This window comes from Rhodopseudomonas telluris (assembly GCF_042432815.1).
Taxonomy (GTDB): domain Bacteria; phylum Pseudomonadota; class Alphaproteobacteria; order Rhizobiales; family Xanthobacteraceae; genus Rhodopseudomonas; species Rhodopseudomonas telluris.
In genome coordinates this window covers 966,646-987,171 of record NZ_JBHLWM010000005.1, presented here as the reverse complement: position 1 = coordinate 987,171, position 20,526 = coordinate 966,646, and the positions used below count along the sequence as shown (strand labels likewise).

Genomic DNA, 20,526 nt, shown 5'->3' with positions numbered 1-20,526 from the left:
ACAAATAACTGCGATGAATAAAGAGCGGCGTTTGGAGTAGAGGGGATCGTCCCTATATGACGATCATGCCCACCAAATCCTCCCCCATCATCGCCCGTCCCAAACGCCCGCCGCCGGTGCTGATCTGCGGCAAGTGCCTGTCGCGGATCGACGGCGGCAAGAAGCTCAAGCAGGCGCTGAAAACGGAACTGAAGCAGGCAGCTGCCGCGCACGGCGGCAAGCGCGCCAAGCTCGTCACCGCCGGCTGCCTCGGCATTTGCCCGAAGCGCGCGGTGGTTACAGCGAGTGCTGCGACGCTGACGAAAGGGGAGTACGTGCTGGTGGAGCATTCCAACCAGGCGGAGGATGCGGCTGCCGTGCTAACCACTCCGCCTGTTTAGAGTTACCTCTTCTTCCACCCGCCCCGATGCCCCGGCGCGCCGCCGGTTGAGCGCGGGGCGGGGCCGAATTCGGGACCAGAGTCGCGGCTGGTCTTGGGCTGATAGATCTTGCTCTCCGTCCCCGGTCCCATCTCGTCGAGCGTCGGCTTGCGCGGTCGGGGGCGTTGGACTTTCTTGACTTCGTGGTAGCCGGCGATCCCCATCTCGTCGAGGTCGGGCTTGTGCACCTTGCTGCGCGGGGTGTTGTTGCCGCCGCGCTCGGTCGAGAGTTTCGGCAGATTGGCGGCCGCGCCGTATTTCTTGTCGCCCTTGTAGCTGCCCGCCTTGTCGGCGACCTTGCGCTGTTTCACCGTCGGGTCGTCGATCACCGCCAGCTCGGTGGCGCGCAGGCGTTTCACCTCGTCGCGCAGCCGCGCGGCTTCCTCGAAGTTCAGATCGGCGGCGGCTTCGCGCATCCGTGTTTCGAGATCGGCCAGCACCGCCTCGAAATTGTGGCCGATCACCGCGGCGTCGTCGGTGAAGCCGGAGCCCTGGCCGTCGCCGATCTCGACCAGCACGTGGTCGCGCTCGTACACGCTATTCAAAATGTCGCCGATCGACTTCTTGACGCTCTCCGGCGTGATGCCGTGGGCGGTGTTGTACTCGACCTGCTTCTCGCGACGCCGCGACGTCTCGTCCATCGCGCGCTGCATCGAGCCTGTCACGTGGTCGGCGTAGAGGATCACCTTGCCGTCGACATTTCGCGCGGCTCGGCCGATGGTCTGGATGAGCGACGTTTCGCTGCGCAAAAAGCCTTCCTTGTCCGCGTCGAGGATGGCGACCAGCGCGCATTCGGGAATGTCGAGGCCTTCGCGCAGCAGGTTGATGCCGACCAGCGCGTCGAACGCGCCGAGCCGCAGGTCGCGGATGATCTCGATACGCTCGATGGTGTCGATGTCGCTGTGCATGTAGCGCACGCGGATGCCCTGCTCGTGCAGGAACTCGGTGAGGTCCTCGGCCATCCGCTTGGTCAGCACGGTGATCAGCGTGCGATAGCCGCGCGCCGCGGTGGCGCGGACTTCGCCGACGAGATCGTCGACCTGCGTGCGCGCCGGGCGGATATCGACCGGCGGGTCGATCAGCCCGGTGGGGCGAATGACCTGCTCGACGAACACGCCGCCGCTCTCGTTGAGCTCCCACGCCGCAGGCGTCGCCGACACCGCGACCGTCTGCGGCCGCATCATGTCCCACTCTTCGAAGCGCAGCGGCCGGTTGTCCATGCAGGACGGCAGTCGGAAGCCGTATTCGGCCAGCGTCGCCTTGCGGCGGAAGTCGCCCTTGAACATCGCGCCGATCTGCGGGATCGAGACGTGACTTTCGTCGGCGAACACCAGTGCGTTGTCGGGAACGTATTCGAACAGCGTCGGCGGCGGTTCGCCGGGCCGGCGGCCGGTCAGATAGCGTGAGTAGTTCTCGATGCCGGCGCAGCTGCCGGTCGCTTCCATCATCTCGATGTCAAACGTTGTACGCTGCTCCAGCCGCTGCGCTTCGAGCAGGCGGCCTTGCGCGTGCAGCTGATCGAGCCGCCATTTCAGCTCGGTCTTGATCGAGGAGATCGCCTGGATCAGCGTCGGCCGCGGCGTCACGTAGTGCGAATTGGCGTAGATCTTGACGAATTCGAGCTCGTCCTGCTTGTGGCCGGTGAGCGGGTCGAATTCCTCGATCGCCTCGATCTCGTCGCCGAACGTCTTGATCCGCCAGGCGCGATCCTCGTAGTGCGCCGGGAAGATGTCTATGACGTCGCCGCGCACCCGGAAGGTGCCGCGCGAGAAGTCGGCCTGGGTGCGCTTGTATTGCAGCGCTACCAGGTCGGCGATGAGTTGCCGCTGGTCGATGCGCTCGCCGCGCTTCACCGCAAAGGTCATCGCCGTATAGGTCTCGACCGAGCCGATACCGTAGATGCACGACACCGAGGCGACGATGATGACGTCGTCGCGCTCCAAGAGCGCACGGGTCGCGGCGTGGCGCATCCGGTCGATCTGCTCGTTGATCGACGAATCCTTCTCGATATAGGTGTCGGTGCGCGGGACGTAGGCCTCGGGCTGGTAGTAGTCGTAATAGGAGACGAAGTATTCGACGGCGTTGTCGGGGAAGAAGTTCTTGAACTCGCCGTAGAGCTGCGCCGCCAGCGTCTTGTTCGGCGCCAGAATGATCGCCGGGCGCTGCGTCGCCTCGATCACCTTGGCCATGGTGTAGGTTTTGCCCGAGCCGGTGACGCCGAGCAGCACCTGGGTGCGATCGTTGCGGTCGATGCCTTCGACCAGATCCTTGATGGCGGTCGGCTGATCGCCCTTGGGCTCGTAGTCCGACTTGATGACGAAGCGCACGCCGCCTTCGGATTTCTCCGGCCGCGGCGGCCGGTGCGGCACCCACAGCTTGACGCCGCCGTCCTCGCCCTTGAACTCGGGGCGGCCGTCGCGGATCAGGTTCTCAAGCGCGTCGGCGGTGGCCTTGACGCCGAGCGCTTCCATCTTGCTGCGCGGCGGTCGCGCCAGCGCCTCGGCGTCGTCCTCTTCGGTCGGCAGCCCGAGCTGTCGCGCCAGTTCCGGATCGAGCGTCGGAATGGTGGCGGCGGTGCCGTAGTTGGCCTGCGGGGCTTCAGCAAAGCCCTGCCCGTGGCCCTCGACCCCCGACGACCCGCCCCCGCGAGGGGGAGGGGAGCCTTGCGGCTGCGGATATGGCTGCAGCGGGGTCGGCCTTGGCGCGCCGCCATCACCCGGAAAGCTCTTCGGCGTCGACGCGCGGCCGCGATGCACCGCGGCCTCGCCGCCGGTGCGGCGGTCGCGGGAATTGTCCGGCGGCGGCTGCAGGCCGGTGCCCGAGCCGAGGCCGGCCTCGCCGCGGTTCAGCGCCGGATTGAGCAACTCGGCCAGCGCCGGCCCGATCGGCTTCACGTCGGGACGATGCGCCTTGGATTTCGGCGCGCGGGTGGATTTCGCGGCCGGCTTTTTCGGAGTGTCGGGAGATTTCGCCATCGCGGTGAATATGGGCAGAGTCGGGGGACGATGAAAGACCGGCGGCGCGGAAGTAACCACCGGAGTCCCGCAGTCCGGGGAAAATTCTGCTGCATCGCAGCGCCCGTCACGAATGGCGTTGCGAATGCATTCGCGGGTCTTTCCTTCGCACGTCGGAACCGTAAGCTGCGGTTCCCGCCCGCTTCCGATCCGAGCCCCCGATGATCCGTCGATCCGTCTGTCTCACCGTGCTGGCGCTGCTCGCACAACCTCTCTCATTCGCCGCGGCCCAGCCGAACGACGCCGAGCCGGCGACGCGCGCCGCCAATGAGGCCGTCGCCAAGGCGCTGCCGCTGGCCGACCGTGCCGATTTCGAGGATGCGCAGCGCGGCCTGATCGCGCCGCTGCCGGACGGCATCGTCGCTGGCGGTGCCGGCGCGCCGCCGGTCTGGAACTTGAAGCCTTATGATTTCCTCAACGGCGATCAGTCCGCCGCCACCGTCAATCCGAGTTTGTGGCGGCAGGCCCGGCTCAATCTCGCCAACGGCCTGTTTCAGGTCTCTGACCGGGTTTATCAGGTGCGCGGCCTCGATATCGCCAACGTCACCATCGTCGAGGGCGACACCGGCCTGATCGTCACGGACACCACGCTGACGGTGCCGACCGCCAAGGCGGCGCTCGACCTGTACTATCAGCACCGGCCGAAAAAGCCGGTAGTGGCGCTGATCTACACCCACAGCCATGTCGATCATTTCGGCGGCGCGCGCGGGCTGATCACGCCGGAGGACGCCGCCTCCGGCAAGGTCAAGGTGATCGCGCCCGAAGGCTTCATGGAGCACGCCGTCGCCGAGAACGTCATCGCCGGCAACGCGATGAGCCGCCGCGCGCAGTTCCAGTTCGGCGCGCCGCTGCCGGTCGGTGACAAGGGGCAGGTCGATGCCGGTCTCGGCAAGGCACTGGCAATGGGGCCGATCTCGCTGATCCCGCCCAACGACACCATCAAGCAGCCGACCGAGACGCGTCGGATCGACGGCGTCGACATCGAATTCAATCTGGTGCCGGAGTCGGAGGCGCCGTCGGAGATGATCTCCTACTATCCGCAGTTCAAGGTGCTGAACATGGCGGAGGACACCACGCACACGCTGCACAATCTCTACACGATCCGCGGCGCCGCGATCCGGGACGGCCGGCTGTGGTCCAAATATATCGGCGAGGCGATCGACCGCTACGGCGATCGGACCGACGTGGTGATCGCGCAGCACCACTGGCCGGTGTGGGGCCGCGAACGTGTCGTCTCCTATCTGAAGAAGCAGCGCGATCTCTACAAGTTCATCCACGATCAGACCGTGCGGCTGCTGAATTACGGCCTGACGCCGACCGAAATCGCCGAGCGTCTGACGCTGCCGCCGTCGCTCGCCAGCGACTTCGCGGCCCGCGGCTATTACGGCTCGGTCAGCCACAACGCCAAGGCGGTGTATCAGTTCTATCTCGGTTGGTACGACGGCAATCCCGCCGATCTCAATCCGCTGCCGCGTGCGGAGGAAGCCAAAAAAGAAATCGACTACATGGGCGGCGCCACTGCGGTGCTGGCGCGTGCCCGCGACGACTACAAGGCCGGGCAGTATCGCTGGGTCGCCACCATCGCCAGCAAGCTGGTGTTCGCCGATCCATCCAACAAGGAGGCGAGGGCGCTCGGCGCCGACGCACTGGAGCAGCTCGGCTACCAGGCCGAGGCGGCGACCTGGCGCAACGCCTATCTGCTCGGCGCGCAGGAACTGCGCAACGGGCTGATCAAGACCGACGCCGTCACCGTCAGCCCCGAACTGCTCAAGGGCGTGTCGATCGATCTGGCGTTCGATTTCCTCGCGGTGCGGCTCAACGCCGCCAAGGCCGAGGGCAAGCATATCGTGGTCAACTGGACCTTCACCGAGCCGAAGCAGACCTACACGATGAATCTGGAAAACTCGGCACTGACCCATGTGGCGGGCCGGCTGTCCGACAATGCGGACGTCTCGGTCACCCTCAACCGGGCGACGTTCGACGCGATCTCGCTGAAGCAGCGCAGCTTCTTCGGCGCGATCGCCACCGGCGACCTGTGGGTCACAGGCAATCCGCTGAAGCTCCGCGAGCTGTTCGGCATGTTCGACGAATTCTCGCCGAATTTCGAAGTGATCGAGCCGGTGAAGGCGAAGATCGAGTAGCCCCGCCGCGTCGCTCAGGATCGTCGGTTAAAGATCCGCCGCGGCGATCCAGAACACTTCGCCTTCGGAATCTTCGCTATCGAGCCAGAGCAGCGGCAGATCCGGAAACTCTGCGTCGATCAGGCCGCGGCCGCGGCCGATTTCGCAGAGCAGGCCGCCGGTCTCGGTGAGGTGATCCTTGGCTTCAGCGAGAATGCGGCGAACGATGTCGAGGCCGTCGTCGCCACCGTCGAACGCCATCGCGGGTTCGGCGCGGCATTCGGCCGGCAGGTTCGCCATGCCTTCGGCGTCGACGTAGGGCGGGTTGGTGATGATCAAATCGTAGCGCGCATCGCCGAGCGGCGCGAACAGATCGCCGTTGTGCAACGTGATGCGGTCGCCGAGCTGATGATCGGCGACATTGCGGGCCGCGACCGCGAGCGCGTCCTTCGACAGATCAACCGCATCGATGGCCGCAAACGGGAAGGCGCGCGCGGCGAGGATCGCCAGACAGCCGGAGCCGGTGCAGAGATCGAGCACCCGTTCGACCTCGGCCGGATCGCCGATCAGCGAGGTTTCGCCGCCGTCGAAATGGCTGTCGAGCAGTTCGCCGATGAACGAGCGCGGCACGATCACGCGCTCGTCGACGTAGAACGGCACGCCGCGCATGTAGATCTTGTTGATGAGGTAGGCCGCCGGCAGCCGCGTCGCGACGCGGCGCTCGATCAGGTCGAGAATCTTGGCGCCTTCAGGGGCGGTGACCCGCGCCGAGGCGAACATTTCGAACTGGTCGGGATGCAGATGCAGCGCCTCGCCGATCAGGAAGGCGGCCTCGGCGATCGGATCGGTGGTGCCGTGCGCGAACACCACGCCGGCTTCGGCGAAGCGGCTGACGGCGTAGCGCAGAAAGTCGAGCAGCGTGACCAGTTCGCCCGGCGCGACCTTCGGCAGACGCGCGCGCGGGGCCAGCTTCGCAGCGCTGCGTTTCGCCGGCGGCTTCGCGGCTGCCGCGCCACGCTTTGCGGCCCTTTTCGCCTTGGTTGTCTTCGCCATCAATCCTTGCCCCATCGCGCGGCGGCCGCGTCGTCGCGGTCGTGCGCCTCGACCCAGCGCGTCTCGCCGTCGCGCTCCTCGCGCTTCCAGAACGGCGCGTTGGCCTTCAGATAATCCATCAGGAATTCGGCCGCCGAAAACGCTGCCTGGCGATGCGCCGAGGCGGCCAGCACCAGCACGATGTTGTCGCCCGGCAGCAGCCGGCCGACGCGGTGGACGATCGTCAGCCCGGTGACCGGCCAGCGCTTGACCGCTTCGGCGGCGTGGCGACCGATCTCGTCCTCGGCCATGCCGGGATAATGTTCGAGCGTCAGCGCAGCCACCTTGTCGCCATCGTCAGCGCCGCGGCAGATGCCGCTGAAGCTCACCACCGCGCCGATATCGACGCGGCCCGCCGTCATCGCGGCGATCTCGGCGGCAATATCGAAATCGGCTTCCTGAATGCGGATGGTCACCGGAACGGTCATCGGATCATCCTGCGCGCGAGGCACTCAGCCGCCGGTCATCGGCGGGAAGAAGGCCACTTCGCGGGCGCCGGCGATGGGCGTGTCCGGGCGCACATGGGTGCGGTCGATCGCGGTGCGGATCACGGCCGGCTTCTCGAACGCATAGGCGTAGCCTTCGCCCCGCGCCGTCAACCAGCCGATCAGGTCGGCAACGGTGGCGACGTCCGCCGGCGGCTCGATCGTCTCTTCCTCGAGGCCGATGCGCTCGCGGACCCAGGCGAAGTACTTCACCTTCATCGCGAGTCCTCCTCGATGAGGTGGTGGATGCCGGCGCGGAAATAATCGTAGCCGGTGTACATCGTCACCAGCGCCGAGATCCACAGCAGCGCGAGGCCGATCTGCGTGGTGTAAGGCAGCACTTCGTCGCCGGCGTCACCGGCGAGCAGGAAGCCGATCGCGACGAGCTGCACCGTGGTCTTCCATTTCGCCAGCTTGGTCACCGGTACGCTGACGCGCAGCGCGGCGAGATATTCGCGCAGGCCCGAGACCAGGATTTCACGGCACAGGATCACGATCGCGGCCCACAGCGTCCAGCCGTGGATGATGCCGTCCGCCGCCAGCATCAGCAGGCAGGACGCGACCAGCAGCTTGTCGGCGATCGGGTCGAGCATCCGGCCGAACGCCGAATGCTGGTCCCAGATCCGGGCGTAATAGCCGTCCAGGAAATCCGTGATGGCTGCAGCAATAAATACCGCCAGCGCGACCCAGCGCAGCGCCAGCGGACCGCCAAGGATCGACTGCGCATAGATGCAGCCGACCACGACCGGGATCGCCGCGATGCGCGCGTAAGTCAGAATATTGGGCAGCGTCAGAGACTTCGTCCCACGCACCGGCGCCCTGGTAGAAACATTGTTCATCGAGCTTTACCAATACTGCCCGCACCGGAACGTCAACTCCCCCGAAGGGCCGCCTGATCCCTATCAGGAAAAGGTGAAATCCGCATGGATCCGGATCAGGGGCAGGGCTGCCGACTTTGGTCGGGCGCGGGGGTCAGGCCGGCCCCGGATGGAAGAATTCGAAGATCCGCCGCGCGCTTTCGGCGCTGATTCCCGGAACCTTGCCGAGGTCGCCGAGCGAGGCGCGCTCGATCTCCTTCAGCGTGCCGAAATGGTGGAGAAGCGCGCGCTTGCGGGTCGGGCCGATGCCGGGGATTTCCTGCAGACCGGCCTCGCGGATGTCCTTCTTGCGCAGCTTGCGGTGCGAGCCGATCACGAAGCGGTGCGCCTCGTCGCGCAGCCGCTGGATGAAATACAGCACCGGGTCGCGCGGCTCGAGCTTGATCGCCTCGCGCTCCGGCATGAACAGCGTTTCCCGGCCGGCGTCGCGGTCCGGTCCCTTGGCGACGCCGAGCAGCGTCACCTCGGTCTCCAGCCCGAGTTCGGCCAGTACGCCGCGCGCGGCGTTGAGCTGGCCGCGGCCGCCGTCGATGATCACGAGGTCGGGCCACCGCGGCGTCTCGTCGTCCTTCGCAGGCGCCTCGCCTTCGGCGCGGCTGGCGACCAGCCGCTTGAACCGGCGCTGCAGCACCTCGCGCATCATCGCGTAATCGTCGCCCGGCGTGAGCCCCTCGGACTTGATGTTGAACTTGCGGTACTGGTTCTTGATGAAGCCGTCCGGTCCGGCGACGATCATCGCGCCGACCGCGTTGGTGCCCTGGATGTGGCTGTTGTCGTAGACCTCGATCCGCTGCGGCGGTTTCGGCAGGCCGAGCGTGGACGCCAGTCCTTCCAGCAGTCGGGTCTGGGTCGCGGTGTCGGCGAGCTTGCGGCCGAGCGCCTCGCGGGCGTTGGTCAGGGCGTGAGCGACCAGCTCCTTCTTCTCGCCGCGCTTGGGGACCGCGATTTCGACCTTGTGGCCGGCCTTGATGCACAGCGCGTTGGCCAAAAGCTCGCATTCCTCGATGTCGTGCGACAGCAGGATCTGCTTGGGCGGGGGCTTGTCGTCGTAGAACTGCGCCAGGAACGAGGCCAGCACTTCCTCCGGGGTGAACGACTTCTCGGCGCGCGGGAAGTAGGCGCGGTTGCCCCAGTTCTGCCCGGTGCGGAAGAAGAACACTTCGACGCACGAATAGCCGCCTTCCTGATAGATGGCGAAGACGTCGGCTTCCTCGACGGTGCGCGGGTTGATGCCCTGCTGGGACTGGATCGCCGACAGCGCCGCGAGGCGGTCGCGATACAGCGCCGCGGTCTCGAATTCGAGCTCGTTCGAGGCCTTCTCCATCTCGGCCGCGAGCAGGCCCTTCACGGCCCGGCTGCGGCCGGACAGGAAGTCGGTCGCCTCGCGGACCAGCTCGGTATAGCCGGGGAAGTCGATCTCGCTGGTGCAGGGCCCGGCGCAGCGCCGGATTTGATACAGCAGGCAGGGCCGGGTGCGGCTTTCGAAAAACGAGTCGGTGCAGGACCGCACCAGAAACGCCCGCTGCAGCGCCGTGATGGTGCGGTTGACCGCGCCGACCGAGGCGAATGGCCCGAAATAGCGGCCGGGCCGGGTCTGCGCGCCGCGATGCTTCAGGATTTGCGGCGCCCAATGGTCGCCGGTGATCAGGATATAGGGAAACGACTTGTCGTCGCGCAGCAGCACGTTGAAGCGCGGCCGCAGCTGCTTGATCAGATTGGCTTCGAGCAGCAGCGCCTCGGTTTCGGTCGCGGTCGAGATGATCTCCACAGTGACGGTCGCGGCGATCATCCGGGCGATGCGCATCACGTGCCCGGTCGGCCGCGCATAGGACGACAGCCGCTTCTTCACGTTCTTGGCCTTGCCGACATAGAGCACGTCGTTGGCCGCGTTCAGCATGCGGTAGACGCCCGGAGAAGTGGGGGCCAGCCGCACCGCCTGCTCGATCGCCGCGCGGCCGACCGCGAGCGGGCCGTCCGCGACCTCGCCGCTGTCGTCCTCGACGTCGGGCAGGCGAGACTCCTCGTCCTCCTCGACCGTAAGCGAGGCGGTGGCGGCATCGATGTCCTGAGCGCCGGAGGCGGAGCGGGGCTTCACGTCGGGGACGGCCGGCGACGGCGCTGCCGTTTCGGCAGGCGGTGCGGCCGCCGTGTCGCGGGTCTCGGCAGGGTCTTGAGTCATGGCCCTAAATTAGGCGCTTGCGCCGGGCGGTGCCAGCGCGGCGGGCCCGGAACCCACATGCGGCATTCGGTGCGCGTCTCGCCTTGCTGTCGCCCCGAAGCTTGGGAAGTAAGCTTTCGTTAAGAACGACATCTGGAACCGCGGGCGGCTTAACAACCGCTTAACTTAAAACTCTCGATAAATCTTACCGGAAAAAAGTGGAAATCCGTAACCATCCCGGATGCTTTTTCCCTCGGCCCAAGGTGCCGATGGCTGGGCGGACGGCGCGCAAAAGCCGCGCTCCTGCCGTCGAGGAGAGTAAGATGCGTAAAGTTGCGATGGCGGCGGCGACCATTCTCGCCGCAGGAGTTTCGACGGCCCAAGCGGCGGACATGGGCTATTACGGCTCGCGGACGCCCTACACCGTCAATCAACCGCTGAACGCGTTCAGCTGGGCAGGCCCCTATCTGGGCGGCAACCTCGGCTATTCGTTCGGCAACGTCACCAACAACATCACCAAGCCGTCCGGATTCTCGGGCGGCGTGCAGGGCGGCTACAACTGGCAGAGTGGCAACATCGTCTTCGGTCTCGAGGGCGATATCCAGTTCTCGACCGCCGACGACACCTTTGCGCCCTACAAGTTCTCGAACCCATGGTTCGGGACCGCGCGCGGCCGCGTCGGCTACGCCATGAACGACGTGCTGCTCTACGCCACCGGCGGTCTCGCTTTCGGCCAGCTCAAGGGACAGAACCTGCTGGCGTCGGAGAGCCACAATTCGGCGGGCTGGACCGTCGGCGCCGGCGCCGAATTCGCCTTCGCGCCGAAGCTCAGCGCCAAGGTCGAGTATCTGTACGGCAGCCTCTCGACCAACAACTTCTTCATCACCGGCACGCCGAACGGCTACAATTTCGGACTCGTGCGCGCGGGCATCAACTATCACTTCTAAGCATCGCGATTATCGCGACCAAGAAACTCGACGATCACCATTCCCGGCCCTCGTGGCCGGGATTTTTTTGTGCAGATTTGACCGCAGACACCGCGGCGGCGAACGATCGGCGCACTACGCCATCGTGGCGACGCCAACTTGGGTCGCGACGGCACGGCGGACGCGCGCGTGCTCCGGCAGTGAGCCGTCACCTGCACCTTCGAGAGTCGGCCGGATGGTCGCAGTCGCAGCGTCGCCGTACTTGGCGACGCGAACACGACGGTTATGAAATTACCAGATTGACCGCCTTGGGGCCTTTGCCCTTTTTGTCCGGCTCGACTTCGAACGAAATACGCTGACCTTCGGTCAGGTCCTTCAAGCCGGCCCGCTCGACCGCAGTGATATGAACAAATACGTCGCGGCCACCGTCATCGGGTTTGATGAAGCCGTAGCCGCGTTCTCCATTGAAGAACTTTACCGTTCCCGTCATAGGCATTCCGGAAACTCCTCCCGCCTGCTTTCCGTCGCGCCAACAAATAAAAAGAAGGCGCTTCAGTGCGACCTGGCGTTGCGCTGCCGGAAGGTTCGGCCGAGAGGTGGACCGCTGCTAATCCCGGTCCGAGTAGTACGGCCTTGTCACTCCGCCGCCCCCATTCGCGGAAGCGGAACGTAAAGCCAGTCCAATCAGCTCAGCATAATACGGATTTGCGCGGATTGACTACGGTTCAAATGCGACTTTTCCGGACTCTGATGGTCACTGCGTGAGTGATCAGGGCTTGGGTAGCTCGAGGCGGTAGCGGCTGACACCGCCCTGTCCCAGCGGACGTTCGAGCTCGGGAAGAATGACTTTCAACTCCGAGGCCAGCGTCCAGGGCGGATTCACCATCAGCAGGCCGGTCGATGTCAGCGGGCCGTCCGGTTGCTGCGGGGCGACACTGAACTCCAGGCGGAGGCACTTGCCTTCGCCCCCGGCGGCGGCCGTGGTCGCGACGTGGTGCGCCAGCGCCTCGGTGGCGCGGCGGTTCTTGGCCGGATACCACAGCAGATAGCCCCCGGTCGGCCATTTCGCGTAGGCGGTGGAGAAGCCCTCGGCCAGCCGCTCGAACTCGTCCTTCTGCTCGAAGGACGGGTCGATCACCACCAGCCCGCGCCGCTCCTTCGGCGGCACGAACGCCGCCAGCGCCTTCCAGCCGTCGAGATCCACCACGCGGGCCTGGGTGTCGCGGCGCAGCGCGTCGATCAGTTGCTTGCGCGCCACCGGCTCCAGTTCGCTGGCCACCATGCTGTCCTGCGGGCGCAGCAGCGCCCGGGCGATCAGCGGCGACCCCGGATAGGCGGACAGCTCGCGCTGCGGGTTGAAGGCGCGGACGATGTCGAGATACGGCTTGATCAGATCGCCGGCCTTGTCGGTGAACCGCGCCTGCATCACCCGGCCGATCCCGCTGGCCCATTCGCCGCCGCGGCGCGCCTCGTCGCTGGTGAGGTCGTACAGCCCGGCGCCGGCATGGCTGTCGATCACCCGGAACGGCGCCGGCTTCTCCTGCAGATAGGTCAGGATCCGGACCAGGACGATGTGCTTGATGACGTCGGCAAAGTTGCCGGCATGGAAGGCATGGCGATAGTTCATCCGCACTCCCTAGCAGGTGGTCCGCCCGGCCGCCATGGTCGGGCCACGGCAGCTGTTCGGCGGCGCCGGCCGCGGGCTCGTATCATTACGGGGAGGCGAGCAGCGCCGAGGCTCCCAAGAAGTGTTCATTTGCAGCAACTTGTAGCAGCGGGGCGGCAACGTCCCGGACGGCCGATTAACGGGCTGTTTAATCAGCGGTGCTAGTTCTGAATTCCGGACGGGACCGGACATTTCGCAAGTCGGGTCCTCCACAGAACACAATGAGCCCACCGTTGGGGCGTTTCGGCGCACCGTTGCGGTGCCCCTTGGGAGTTGAAGATGGCGGTTGATTTGTCAATGTCGGTCTTGGTGGTGGACGATTACAGCACCATGATCCGGATCATTCGTAATCTTCTGAAGCAGCTCGGCTTCGAGCACATCGACGACGCCAGCGACGGCTCGGCCGCGCTCGAGAAGATGCGCTCGAAGAAGTACGGGCTGGTGATCTCGGACTGGAATATGGAGCCGATGACCGGCTACGACCTGCTCAAGGAAGTCCGCGCCGACCCCAACCTGTCGCAGACCCCCTTCATCATGATCACGGCGGAATCCAAGACCGAGAACGTGATCGCCGCCAAGAAGGCGGGCGTGAACAACTACATCGTCAAGCCGTTCAACGCCGCGACGCTGAAGACCAAGATCGACGCGGTGTTCCCGGATCACGTCGCGGCGTAAGCCGGGCTTGCATCCATAGAGCTAATTGAACGCGCTCCGCGAGGAGCGCGTTTTTTGTTGCGCACATCTTCTCCCCGTCATTCCGGGGCGCGCGTAGCGCGAGCCCGGAATCCATAACCCCAAGCCTATCCTTTTGGACGAAGCGTCCGCCGCTCTGCCATCCCAACCGAAGCTGCGGCGTATGGATTCCGGGCTCGCGAGCTGCGCTCGCGCCCCGGAATGACGAACGCGAGGGAGTCGGAGTTGCGCGCGGAGCTACCAGCGCAGTTCGCGCGTCAGGGCGGCCGGGGGATGGCCGAACAGTTCGGTGACGGCGGCGGGGTCGAGGCGGTCGATGCCTTCGAAGGCGTCCGCATGGATGCCGCGGGTCACGAACAGCAGGTCGATGCCGTAGGCCTGCGCGCCGGTGAGATCGGTGCGGACCGAGTCGCCGATCGCCAGCACGCGGGCGAGCGGCGTGTCGGCGCCGCGGATCTCCCGGGCCAGCGCCATGGCGCGATCGTAGATCGGCCGGTGCGGCTTGCCGTAGAAGATCACGTCGCCGCCGAGTTCGCGATACAGCTCGGCGATCGCGCCGGCGCAATAGATCAGCCGGTCGCCACGCTCGACCACGATGTCCGGGTTGGCGCAGACCAGCGTCAGCTTGCGGGCCAGCGCTTGGCCCATCATGTCGCGATAGTCTTCGGCCGACTCGGTCTCGTCGTCGAACGGGCCGGTGCAGATGATGTAGTCGGCCTTGTCGAGCGGCGTCAGCACCGCGTCGAGGCCGCGATAGATCGAATTGTCGCGATCCGGTCCGAGCCAATAGATCGACTGCCCGGGGTGCTCGGCCACGTAGATGCGGGTGAGGTCGCCGGACGAGACGATGGCGTCGTAGCAATCGTCCGGCACGTGCAGCTTGCGGAGCTGGCGCTGCACCGAATCCGCCGGACGCGGCGCGTTGGTGATCAGCACCACGGTGCGGCCTTCGGCCCGCGCGGTGCGCAGCGCCTCGCAGGCTTCGGGGAACGACTCCAGGCCGTTATGGACCACGCCCCAGATGTCGCTGAGCACGACATCGACGGACGGCACCAGCTCGCGCAGGTGCTCGACGAAACGCAACGTGGTCATCGGCAGAGACGGTCAGAACGGGCCGACGGCGCGGCGGGCCAGAGCGGCGACGCCGGTGACGACGCGCGCCGGTTCGATCCGGGCGAGTTCGCCCTTCGAGGTGGGGCCTGGATCATGGGACGGAGGGGTATCCTGCTTGGCCTTGTCGCCGGAGGCGGCGGTCGGCGCTGGCGTGGGAGCGGTCTCGGGCCGCAGCGGACGCGGCGCCGCGAACAAGAATCCCTGCCCAAAGCGGACATCGTAGTCAAGCAGGTCCACCACGGCGCGTTCGCCCTCGATCCGCTCGGCGATCAGGTCGATGCCGAAGCGGCCGAGCAGATCGGACAGATCGGCCGGATGGATGTCGGCGGCGGGGCGTTCGCGCTCCTCCAGCAGCAGCGCGGCCGGCACCTTGATGAAGCGCACGCCGCGGTCGGCGAGTTCGCGCGGCTCAAACCGCAGGTCGGTGACGTGGTCGATCGAGAACCGGTAGCCGCGCTGCGCCAGCGCCGCGAGATGCTCGGCTTCCAGCGGGCCGAGCTTGCGCAGCGTCGCCTGCTTGAATTCGAGCACGAAGGACGGCGCCAGCGCGCGGTTGGCCTCGAGGAAGTCGAGGCACTGCGCGAAGGCGGCGGCGTCGGACAGCGTTGCGCCGGCGATGTTGACGAACACGCCGACGTCCTTGTTGCGGACCATCAGCCGGCGCAGCACCTGGACGGCGCGCAGCATCACGGCGTGATCGATCCGCCCCATCAGGCCGGCGGTCTCGGCGGCGGTGAGGAATTCCTGCGCGGTCAGGATCTGGTCGTTGCCGTCGCGCAGCCGGGTGACGATCTCGTAGAACCGGACCTTGCGCTGCGGCAGCGTCACCAGCGGCTGCAGATAGATGTCGAGGCGGCCGTGCTCGACGGCGCCGCGCACGGCTTCGAGCAGTTGCGGCGCGGTCCGGGCCGGCTTGGGCGCCGCCGGAGCCGGGGCGGGCGCGGCCGGGAGTTCGGTCAGGGCCATCGGTTCGGCGGACGGCGGCGGCTGGATGCCCTGCTGATCGGGCAGCCGGGCGCCGGGATCGAGCAGCGGCTGGGGCTGCGGCGCCGCGCCAGAGGCGGCCGCCATCAGCATGTCCTCGTGAGTGGCGACCGAGGCGGCGAGCTGCTTCACCAGCACGCCGAGTTCGCCGATCTCGTTGAGCGCGACCTGCGTGCGGTCCTGGCTGGCGGTATTCGCGGCGATGACCTTGGCCTCGACGGCGGCGAGGCGCCGGCCGAACTCGGCGATCTGGCGGGCGAGGTCGGCGGTTCCGTTCGACAGGTCGGCGATCTGGTGGCTGGCGTCGGAGCGGTCACCCAGCCGGATCGAGACCGCTTGATACAAAATGAACAGCCCGAGCGCCGCCAGCGCCACGATGGCGGATTGCAGCGCGCTGAAGCCGGCAAGCGCGTACACCACCGTGCCCAGCGACACGGAGATCAGCACCATGCAGATCGCGATGAAAAGGGTCGAAACTCGGATCATTCAGCGCCGGATTCCCTGCCGATCCCGCATCATTGGTGATTCGGCGGACGAGTCCACTGGATTCGTCCGCCGCATCCGGGATCGGGACAGGGGCGCCGGGCGTCGTCAGGCGACGGCGCGGATCACCTTGGCGACCTTGTCGACGATTTCGCCGATCTGGTCGTCGCTCATGATCAGCGGCGGGGTCAGCGCCAGCGTGTCGCCGGCGATGCGCAGCATCAGGTCGTGGTCGTGGAAGGCGGAGTTCATCGCCTCGAAGCCGCGCTTGCCGGGGCCTTCGCCGACCGGCGCGAGGTCGATGCCGGCGGTCAGGCCGACGGTGCGGATGTCGAGGACGTTCGGCTCCGACTTCAGCGACAGCACCGCGTCGGCGAATTTCGGCTCCAGCGCGTTGGCGCGCTCGAACAGCTTCTCGTCGCGATAGATGTCGAGCGTGGCGAGGCCGGCCGCGCAGGCCAGCGGATGCGCCGAGTAGGTGTAGCCGTGGAACAGCTCGACGGCGTAATCCGGCCCGGTCATGAAGGCATCGTGGATCTCGCTCGACGCGATCACGCCGCCCATCGGCACCGCGCCGTTGGTGACGCCCTTGGCGAAAGTGATCATGTCCGGGGTGACGCCGTAGCGCTCAGCCGCGAACGGGAAGCCAAGGCGGCCATAGCCGGTGATCACTTCGTCGAAGATCAGCAGGATGCCGTGCTTCTTGGTGATCTCGCGCAGGCGCTTGAGATAGCCCTTCGGCGCCGGCAGCACGCCGGTGGAGCCGGCCATCGGCTCGACGATCACCGCCGCGATGGTGTTGGCGCCGTGCAGATTGACGAGGCCCTCGAGCGCGTCGGCGAAGTGCGCGCCGTACTCCGGCTCGCCTTTGCTGAACGCCTGCTTGTCGCGATCATAGGTCGCAGGCAGGTGGTCGACGCCGTTGAGCAGCGTGCCGAACATCTTGCGGTTGTTGCCGATGCCGCCGACCGCGGTGCCGCCGAAGCCGACGCCGTGATAGCCGCGCTCGCGGCCGATGAAGCGGGTGCGCGAGCCCTGGCCGCGGATCTGCTGCCAGGCCATCGCGATCTTCAGCGCGGTGTCGGCGGCTTCCGAGCCGGAGTTGCAGAAGAACACGTGGTCGAGCCCGGCCGGCGCCAGATCGGCGATCCGGCTGGCGAGCTCGAACGCCTTCGGCTGGCCGAACTGGAACGGCGGCGAGAAGTCGAGCTCCTCGGCCTGCGCGGCGATCGCCGCGGAGATCTGATCGCGGCCGTGGCCGGCGTTGCTGCACCACATGCCCGACGCGGCATCGATGATCTTGCGGCCGTCCGTGGTGAAATAATGCATGTCCTTGGCGCCCGCGATCATCTTCGGCGCGCGCTTGAAGGCCCGGTTCGCAGTGAACGGCATCCAGAACGCCTCGAGGTCGTTCGGCACGTTGACGGCGGACGTGGGCTTGCTCTTGTCTAACATAGCGCTCCTCATATGCGCGGGGCTGGTTTGCGGACGGCGCGGCAGGCTAGCAGCTTCGGGCTGGCACGGAAATGCCGCGAGCCCGCACATTTGCGTGGGGCTTCCATCCGATAGGGGCTGCCGACGCTCATAAACCACGCAATCGGCCTGCGATTTGCGCTGGATCACACAGCCCAGCCTTGCTGCACGGCGGGACGGCTGGTACCAACCCGGCCCTGAGCTGAAAAGGCGACCATGGCTGACAAACCGAAGAAACCGCAGAAACTCCGCGCCCGTTTGCCGCGCGGCCTCGCCGATCGCGGCCCCGCCGAGATCGCGGCGACGCGCGCGATGGTGGAGAAGATCCGCGAGGTCTACGAACGCTACGGCTTCGAGCCGGTCGAAACCCCGGCGTTCGAATACACCGACGCGCTCGGCAAATTCCTGCCCGATCAGGACCGCCCCAACGAGGGCGTGTTCTCGCTGCAGGACGACGACGAGCAGTGGATCAGCCTGCGCTACGACCTGACTGCGCCGCTCGCCCGCTACGTGGCCGAGAATTTTGATGCACTGCCGAAGCCGTATCGCAGCTATCGGTTCGGCTGGGTGTTCCGCAACGAAAAGCCCGGCCCCGGCCGCTTCCGCCAGTTCATGCAGTTCGACGCCGACACGGTGGGCGCGCCGACCGCCGCCGCCGACGCCGAGATGTGCATGATGGCGGCCGACACCATGGAAGCGCTGGGCATCCCGCGCGGCAGCTACGTGGTGAAGGTGAATAATCGGAAGGTGCTGGACGGGGTGCTGGAGAGCATCGGGCTCGGCGGTGATGAGAATGCCGGGCGCCGGCTGACGGTGCTGCGGGCGATCGATAAGCTCGACAAGTTTTCAAAAGAAGAAGTAGCCAAGCTGCTCGGCCCTGGCCGTTGGGACGGTGGCGAAGAAGGAAAAGGCGACTTCACAAAAGGCGCTGGCCTCGGCGACGCCGAAGCAAAACTCGTGATTGAATACGCTGAGTCACAGCAGTTGATGCCGCTAGAGTATGTAGGCAACGAGCAGCCGGGTGACCGCGGCAAGCCAATGCCGTTCGTACACGCCGATGGAACGAGCGCTGGAAGTTATCGTTTCAACAACGAGAAGACGATCGAGAGTTTGCTCGAGAAATTTGGAAGTAACTCCGTAGCTCGACAAGGGCTCAATGAACTCTCCAACATTGCAGAGCTAGCTCGATCCGCCGGCTACACCGAGGATCAGATCCGCATCGATCCCTCCGTCGTCCGCGGCCTCGAGTACTACACCGGCCCGGTCTACGAGGTCGAACTGCTGCTCGACACCAAGGACGAGAAGGGCCGTTCGGTGCGGTTCGGCTCGGTCGGCGGCGGCGGGCGCTACGACGGCCTGGTGTCGCGCTTCCGCGGCGAGCCGGTGCCGGCGACCGGGTTCTCGATCGGCGTGTCGCGGCTGCAGGCGGCGCTGACGCTGATTGGACAGCTGGGTAAGAAGCCGCAGCCGGGGCCGGTGGTGGTCACCGTGTTCGGCGGCGACATCGCCGGCTATCAGAAGATGGTCGCGACGCTGCGCAGCGCCGGCATCCGCGCCGAATTGTACCTGGGCAATCCCAAGCACTCGCTCGGCCAGCAGATGAAATACGCCGACAAGCGCAACTCGCCCTGCGCCATCATCCAGGGCTCGGACGAGAAGGCGCAGGGCATCGTCCAGATCAAGGACCTGATCCTCGGCGCCGAACTGGCGTCGCTCGAAAAGGACCGCGACGAATATCTGAAGAAGCAGGCCGAGGCGCAGTTCTCCTGCAGTGAGGATGAGCTCGTCGCCAAGGTGCAGGATCTGCTGCAGCGCCGCGGGGTGAATTGGAGTTAAGGTCGAGGCGCGAACTTAACCCTCTCCCCTTGTGGGAGAGGGTCGCTTCGCGCAGCGAAGCGGGGTGAGGGGGCGAGGGCCGTCGCCGAGCTTACAGGTCTCCCTCATCCGTCGCGGACTGCGTCCGCGCCACCTTCTCCCACAAGGGGAGAAGGACACAACAACAGCGCTTAGCGCGCGACACCAGGGAGAACCACGATGCCCGAGATCACCATCAACCTCGCCGTCGGCCGCACCGACGAGCAGAAGACCGCGGTGATGCGCGACATTTCCGACGCGATGGTCAAGCATCTCGGCGTCAAGGCCGAAGACGTCGTCATCCAGATCAACGAAGCCCCGCTCGCCAACAAGATGAAGGGCGGCAAGACCTTCGTCGAGCGCAAGGCCGAGCAGGCGAAGTAAGCGCCTTCACGTTTCTCTCGTTCGTCATTCCGGGGCGCCGCGCAGCGGCGAGCCCGGAATCCATAACCCCTGTGTTTGATGCTTGGCCGCCAGGTTGCCAGGCTCGTACTCATCGTTGAAACTGGGGGTATGGATTCCGGGTTCGCGCCAAGAGGCGCGCCCCGGAATGACGAATTTGAAGTGATCGCCGGATGGCAAACACGCCAAAAATCATTCGCCAAGACTGCGAGGCCCTCATGGACGCGCGCGATATTCTCTCCGTCGGCATGAGCGCCGAGCGGCAGATCACGGTGGCGCTGGAGCAGACGGTGCAGCATTTCGTGCCTTATATGCCGCCGGTGTTCGCGACGCCGCTGATGATTCTGGAAATGGAAATGGCGTCGGGCGAGGCGATCCATCCGGCGCTGCCGCAGGGCTGGGTCACCGTCGGCACCGGCGTCGACATCCGCCACCTGACGCCGGCGCTGGTCGGGCAGGTGGTGCGGACGACGTCGAAAGTGATTTCGGTCGAGCAGCGCACCATCGGCTTCGAAGTCGCCTGCTGGGTCGGCGCGCGCAAGATCGGCGACGGCAAGCACCTGCGCGGCCTGATCGACGTCGAGGCGTTCACCAAGCGATTCAAGGATTGGTAGCAGTACCTCCTGAACCTCTCCCCGAGTCATTCCGGGGCGCGCGTAGCGCGAACCCGGAATCCATAGCCCCTGTACTTGTTGCTATTGCACGGGGGCGACGCCAGTGCCGACCACGAACACCGTGGGTATGGATTCCGGGTTCGCGAACTGCG

Annotated in this window: 18 protein-coding genes; 7 read left to right on the top strand and 11 right to left on the bottom strand. The window is 66.1% G+C overall.

Annotated features, from left to right (window positions below):
- Positions 1-56 precede the first annotated feature (56 nt).
- On the top strand, positions 57-380 hold the full coding sequence (locus tag ACFFJ6_RS16130; protein WP_378389470.1) for a (2Fe-2S) ferredoxin domain-containing protein: 324 nt from the start codon (positions 57-59) through the stop codon (positions 378-380).
- Between the two features lie 2 nt (positions 381-382).
- On the opposite strand, the gene uvrB is transcribed toward ACFFJ6_RS16130, so the two are convergent.
- Entirely contained in the window at positions 383-3,394 is a 3,012-nt protein-coding gene (gene uvrB, locus ACFFJ6_RS16125) for an excinuclease ABC subunit UvrB (RefSeq protein ID WP_378389468.1), read from the bottom strand.
- A gap of 200 nt (positions 3,395-3,594) precedes the next feature.
- Between uvrB and ACFFJ6_RS16120 the strand changes: the two genes are divergently transcribed.
- Positions 3,595-5,574 (top strand): alkyl/aryl-sulfatase, encoded by a 1,980-nt coding sequence (locus ACFFJ6_RS16120; protein WP_378389466.1) that lies wholly within the window; start codon positions 3,595-3,597, stop codon positions 5,572-5,574.
- Between the two features lie 27 nt (positions 5,575-5,601).
- On the opposite strand, the gene prmB is transcribed toward ACFFJ6_RS16120, so the two are convergent.
- The 5 genes from prmB to uvrC form a co-directional block, all read right to left on the bottom strand.
- Positions 5,602-6,606, bottom strand: coding sequence for a 50S ribosomal protein L3 N(5)-glutamine methyltransferase (prmB, locus tag ACFFJ6_RS16115; RefSeq protein ID WP_378389464.1), 1,005 nt, complete (start codon positions 6,604-6,606; stop codon positions 5,602-5,604).
- The gene (locus ACFFJ6_RS16110; protein WP_378389462.1) at positions 6,606-7,073 is read right to left on the bottom strand and encodes a molybdenum cofactor biosynthesis protein MoaE; all 468 of its coding nucleotides are present in this window, start codon (positions 7,071-7,073) and stop codon (positions 6,606-6,608) included. Before ACFFJ6_RS16110 ends, prmB begins: the two co-directional genes overlap by 1 nt.
- Before the next feature lie 24 nt (positions 7,074-7,097).
- On the bottom strand, positions 7,098-7,349 hold the full coding sequence (moaD, locus tag ACFFJ6_RS16105) for a molybdopterin converting factor subunit 1 (protein ID WP_054162295.1): 252 nt from the start codon (positions 7,347-7,349) through the stop codon (positions 7,098-7,100).
- Positions 7,346-7,969 (bottom strand): CDP-diacylglycerol--glycerol-3-phosphate 3-phosphatidyltransferase, encoded by a 624-nt coding sequence (gene pgsA / locus ACFFJ6_RS16100; RefSeq protein WP_378389459.1) that lies wholly within the window; start codon positions 7,967-7,969, stop codon positions 7,346-7,348. Before pgsA ends, moaD begins: the two co-directional genes overlap by 4 nt.
- 133 nt (positions 7,970-8,102) lie before the next feature.
- Positions 8,103-10,187: an excinuclease ABC subunit UvrC gene (gene uvrC, locus ACFFJ6_RS16095; RefSeq protein WP_378389457.1), complete on the bottom strand. Its 2,085-nt coding sequence runs from the start codon at positions 10,185-10,187 to the stop codon at positions 8,103-8,105.
- A 302-nt stretch (positions 10,188-10,489) separates the two neighbouring features.
- Between uvrC and ACFFJ6_RS16090 the strand changes: the two genes are divergently transcribed.
- Complete coding sequence (locus tag ACFFJ6_RS16090; RefSeq protein WP_378389455.1) at positions 10,490-11,113, top strand: outer membrane protein; 624 nt, start codon at positions 10,490-10,492, stop codon at positions 11,111-11,113.
- A gap of 262 nt (positions 11,114-11,375) precedes the next feature.
- On the opposite strand, the gene ACFFJ6_RS16085 is transcribed toward ACFFJ6_RS16090, so the two are convergent.
- A complete protein-coding gene (locus ACFFJ6_RS16085; protein ID WP_054162291.1) occupies positions 11,376-11,588 on the bottom strand; it encodes a cold-shock protein in 213 nt (70 codons plus the stop codon).
- A gap of 273 nt (positions 11,589-11,861) precedes the next feature.
- Positions 11,862-12,719 (bottom strand): 23S rRNA (adenine(2030)-N(6))-methyltransferase RlmJ, encoded by an 858-nt coding sequence (locus ACFFJ6_RS16080; RefSeq protein WP_378389452.1) that lies wholly within the window; start codon positions 12,717-12,719, stop codon positions 11,862-11,864.
- A gap of 318 nt (positions 12,720-13,037) precedes the next feature.
- Here ACFFJ6_RS16080 and ACFFJ6_RS16075 point away from each other — a divergent pair, with 318 nt between their 5' ends.
- Positions 13,038-13,433 carry a chemotaxis response regulator CheY gene (locus ACFFJ6_RS16075; RefSeq protein WP_054162290.1) on the top strand — a complete coding sequence of 132 codons (396 nt, stop codon included), beginning with the start codon at positions 13,038-13,040 and terminating at the stop codon, positions 13,431-13,433.
- A gap of 255 nt (positions 13,434-13,688) precedes the next feature.
- Here the strand turns inward: ACFFJ6_RS16075 and ACFFJ6_RS16070 are convergent, their stop codons facing one another.
- The 3 genes from ACFFJ6_RS16070 to aptA all read right to left on the bottom strand — a co-directional run bounded on the left by ACFFJ6_RS16070 (position 13,689) and on the right by aptA (position 17,486).
- Positions 13,689-14,543, bottom strand: a complete 855-nt coding sequence (locus ACFFJ6_RS16070) for a TIGR01459 family HAD-type hydrolase (protein WP_378389449.1) — start codon at positions 14,541-14,543, stop codon at positions 13,689-13,691.
- A gap of 12 nt (positions 14,544-14,555) precedes the next feature.
- Positions 14,556-16,034: an EAL domain-containing protein gene (locus tag ACFFJ6_RS16065; RefSeq protein ID WP_378389447.1), complete on the bottom strand. Its 1,479-nt coding sequence runs from the start codon at positions 16,032-16,034 to the stop codon at positions 14,556-14,558.
- A gap of 105 nt (positions 16,035-16,139) precedes the next feature.
- Positions 16,140-17,486: an omega-aminotransferase AptA gene (aptA, locus tag ACFFJ6_RS16060; protein ID WP_378389445.1), complete on the bottom strand. Its 1,347-nt coding sequence runs from the start codon at positions 17,484-17,486 to the stop codon at positions 16,140-16,142.
- Between the two features lie 234 nt (positions 17,487-17,720).
- On the opposite strand from aptA, the gene ACFFJ6_RS16055 reads away from it, so the two are divergent.
- The 3 genes from ACFFJ6_RS16055 (at position 17,721) to ACFFJ6_RS16045 (ending at position 20,374) form a co-directional block, all read left to right on the top strand.
- Positions 17,721-19,340, top strand: a complete 1,620-nt coding sequence (locus ACFFJ6_RS16055; RefSeq protein ID WP_378389443.1) for a histidine--tRNA ligase — start codon at positions 17,721-17,723, stop codon at positions 19,338-19,340.
- A gap of 198 nt (positions 19,341-19,538) precedes the next feature.
- Positions 19,539-19,742, top strand: a complete 204-nt coding sequence (locus ACFFJ6_RS16050) for a tautomerase family protein (RefSeq protein ID WP_378389441.1) — start codon at positions 19,539-19,541, stop codon at positions 19,740-19,742.
- Between the two features lie 236 nt (positions 19,743-19,978).
- Complete coding sequence (locus tag ACFFJ6_RS16045; protein WP_378389439.1) at positions 19,979-20,374, top strand: thioesterase family protein; 396 nt, start codon at positions 19,979-19,981, stop codon at positions 20,372-20,374.
- The last annotated feature ends 152 nt before the right edge of the window (positions 20,375-20,526 follow it).

Coding starts and splice junctions, on each gene's coding strand:
- ACFFJ6_RS16050 (WP_378389441.1), top strand. CDS start 19,539: ATGCCCGAGATCACCATCAACCTCGCCGTCGGCCGCACCGACGAGCAG.
- ACFFJ6_RS16045 (WP_378389439.1), top strand. CDS start 19,979: ATGGACGCGCGCGATATTCTCTCCGTCGGCATGAGCGCCGAGCGGCAG.
- uvrB (WP_378389468.1), bottom strand. CDS start 3,394: ATGGCGAAATCTCCCGACACTCCGAAAAAGCCGGCCGCGAAATCCACC.
- ACFFJ6_RS16110 (WP_378389462.1), bottom strand. CDS start 7,073: ATGACCGTTCCGGTGACCATCCGCATTCAGGAAGCCGATTTCGATATT.
- ACFFJ6_RS16055 (WP_378389443.1), top strand. CDS start 17,721: ATGGCTGACAAACCGAAGAAACCGCAGAAACTCCGCGCCCGTTTGCCG.
- ACFFJ6_RS16070 (WP_378389449.1), bottom strand. CDS start 14,543: ATGACCACGTTGCGTTTCGTCGAGCACCTGCGCGAGCTGGTGCCGTCC.
- ACFFJ6_RS16065 (WP_378389447.1), bottom strand. CDS start 16,034: ATGATCCGAGTTTCGACCCTTTTCATCGCGATCTGCATGGTGCTGATC.
- pgsA (WP_378389459.1), bottom strand. CDS start 7,969: ATGAACAATGTTTCTACCAGGGCGCCGGTGCGTGGGACGAAGTCTCTG.
- ACFFJ6_RS16085 (WP_054162291.1), bottom strand. CDS start 11,588: ATGCCTATGACGGGAACGGTAAAGTTCTTCAATGGAGAACGCGGCTAC.
- aptA (WP_378389445.1), bottom strand. CDS start 17,486: ATGTTAGACAAGAGCAAGCCCACGTCCGCCGTCAACGTGCCGAACGAC.
- ACFFJ6_RS16120 (WP_378389466.1), top strand. CDS start 3,595: ATGATCCGTCGATCCGTCTGTCTCACCGTGCTGGCGCTGCTCGCACAA.
- ACFFJ6_RS16130 (WP_378389470.1), top strand. CDS start 57: ATGACGATCATGCCCACCAAATCCTCCCCCATCATCGCCCGTCCCAAA.
- ACFFJ6_RS16090 (WP_378389455.1), top strand. CDS start 10,490: ATGCGTAAAGTTGCGATGGCGGCGGCGACCATTCTCGCCGCAGGAGTT.
- moaD (WP_054162295.1), bottom strand. CDS start 7,349: ATGAAGGTGAAGTACTTCGCCTGGGTCCGCGAGCGCATCGGCCTCGAG.
- prmB (WP_378389464.1), bottom strand. CDS start 6,606: ATGGCGAAGACAACCAAGGCGAAAAGGGCCGCAAAGCGTGGCGCGGCA.
- ACFFJ6_RS16075 (WP_054162290.1), top strand. CDS start 13,038: ATGGCGGTTGATTTGTCAATGTCGGTCTTGGTGGTGGACGATTACAGC.
- uvrC (WP_378389457.1), bottom strand. CDS start 10,187: ATGACTCAAGACCCTGCCGAGACCCGCGACACGGCGGCCGCACCGCCT.
- ACFFJ6_RS16080 (WP_378389452.1), bottom strand. CDS start 12,719: ATGAACTATCGCCATGCCTTCCATGCCGGCAACTTTGCCGACGTCATC.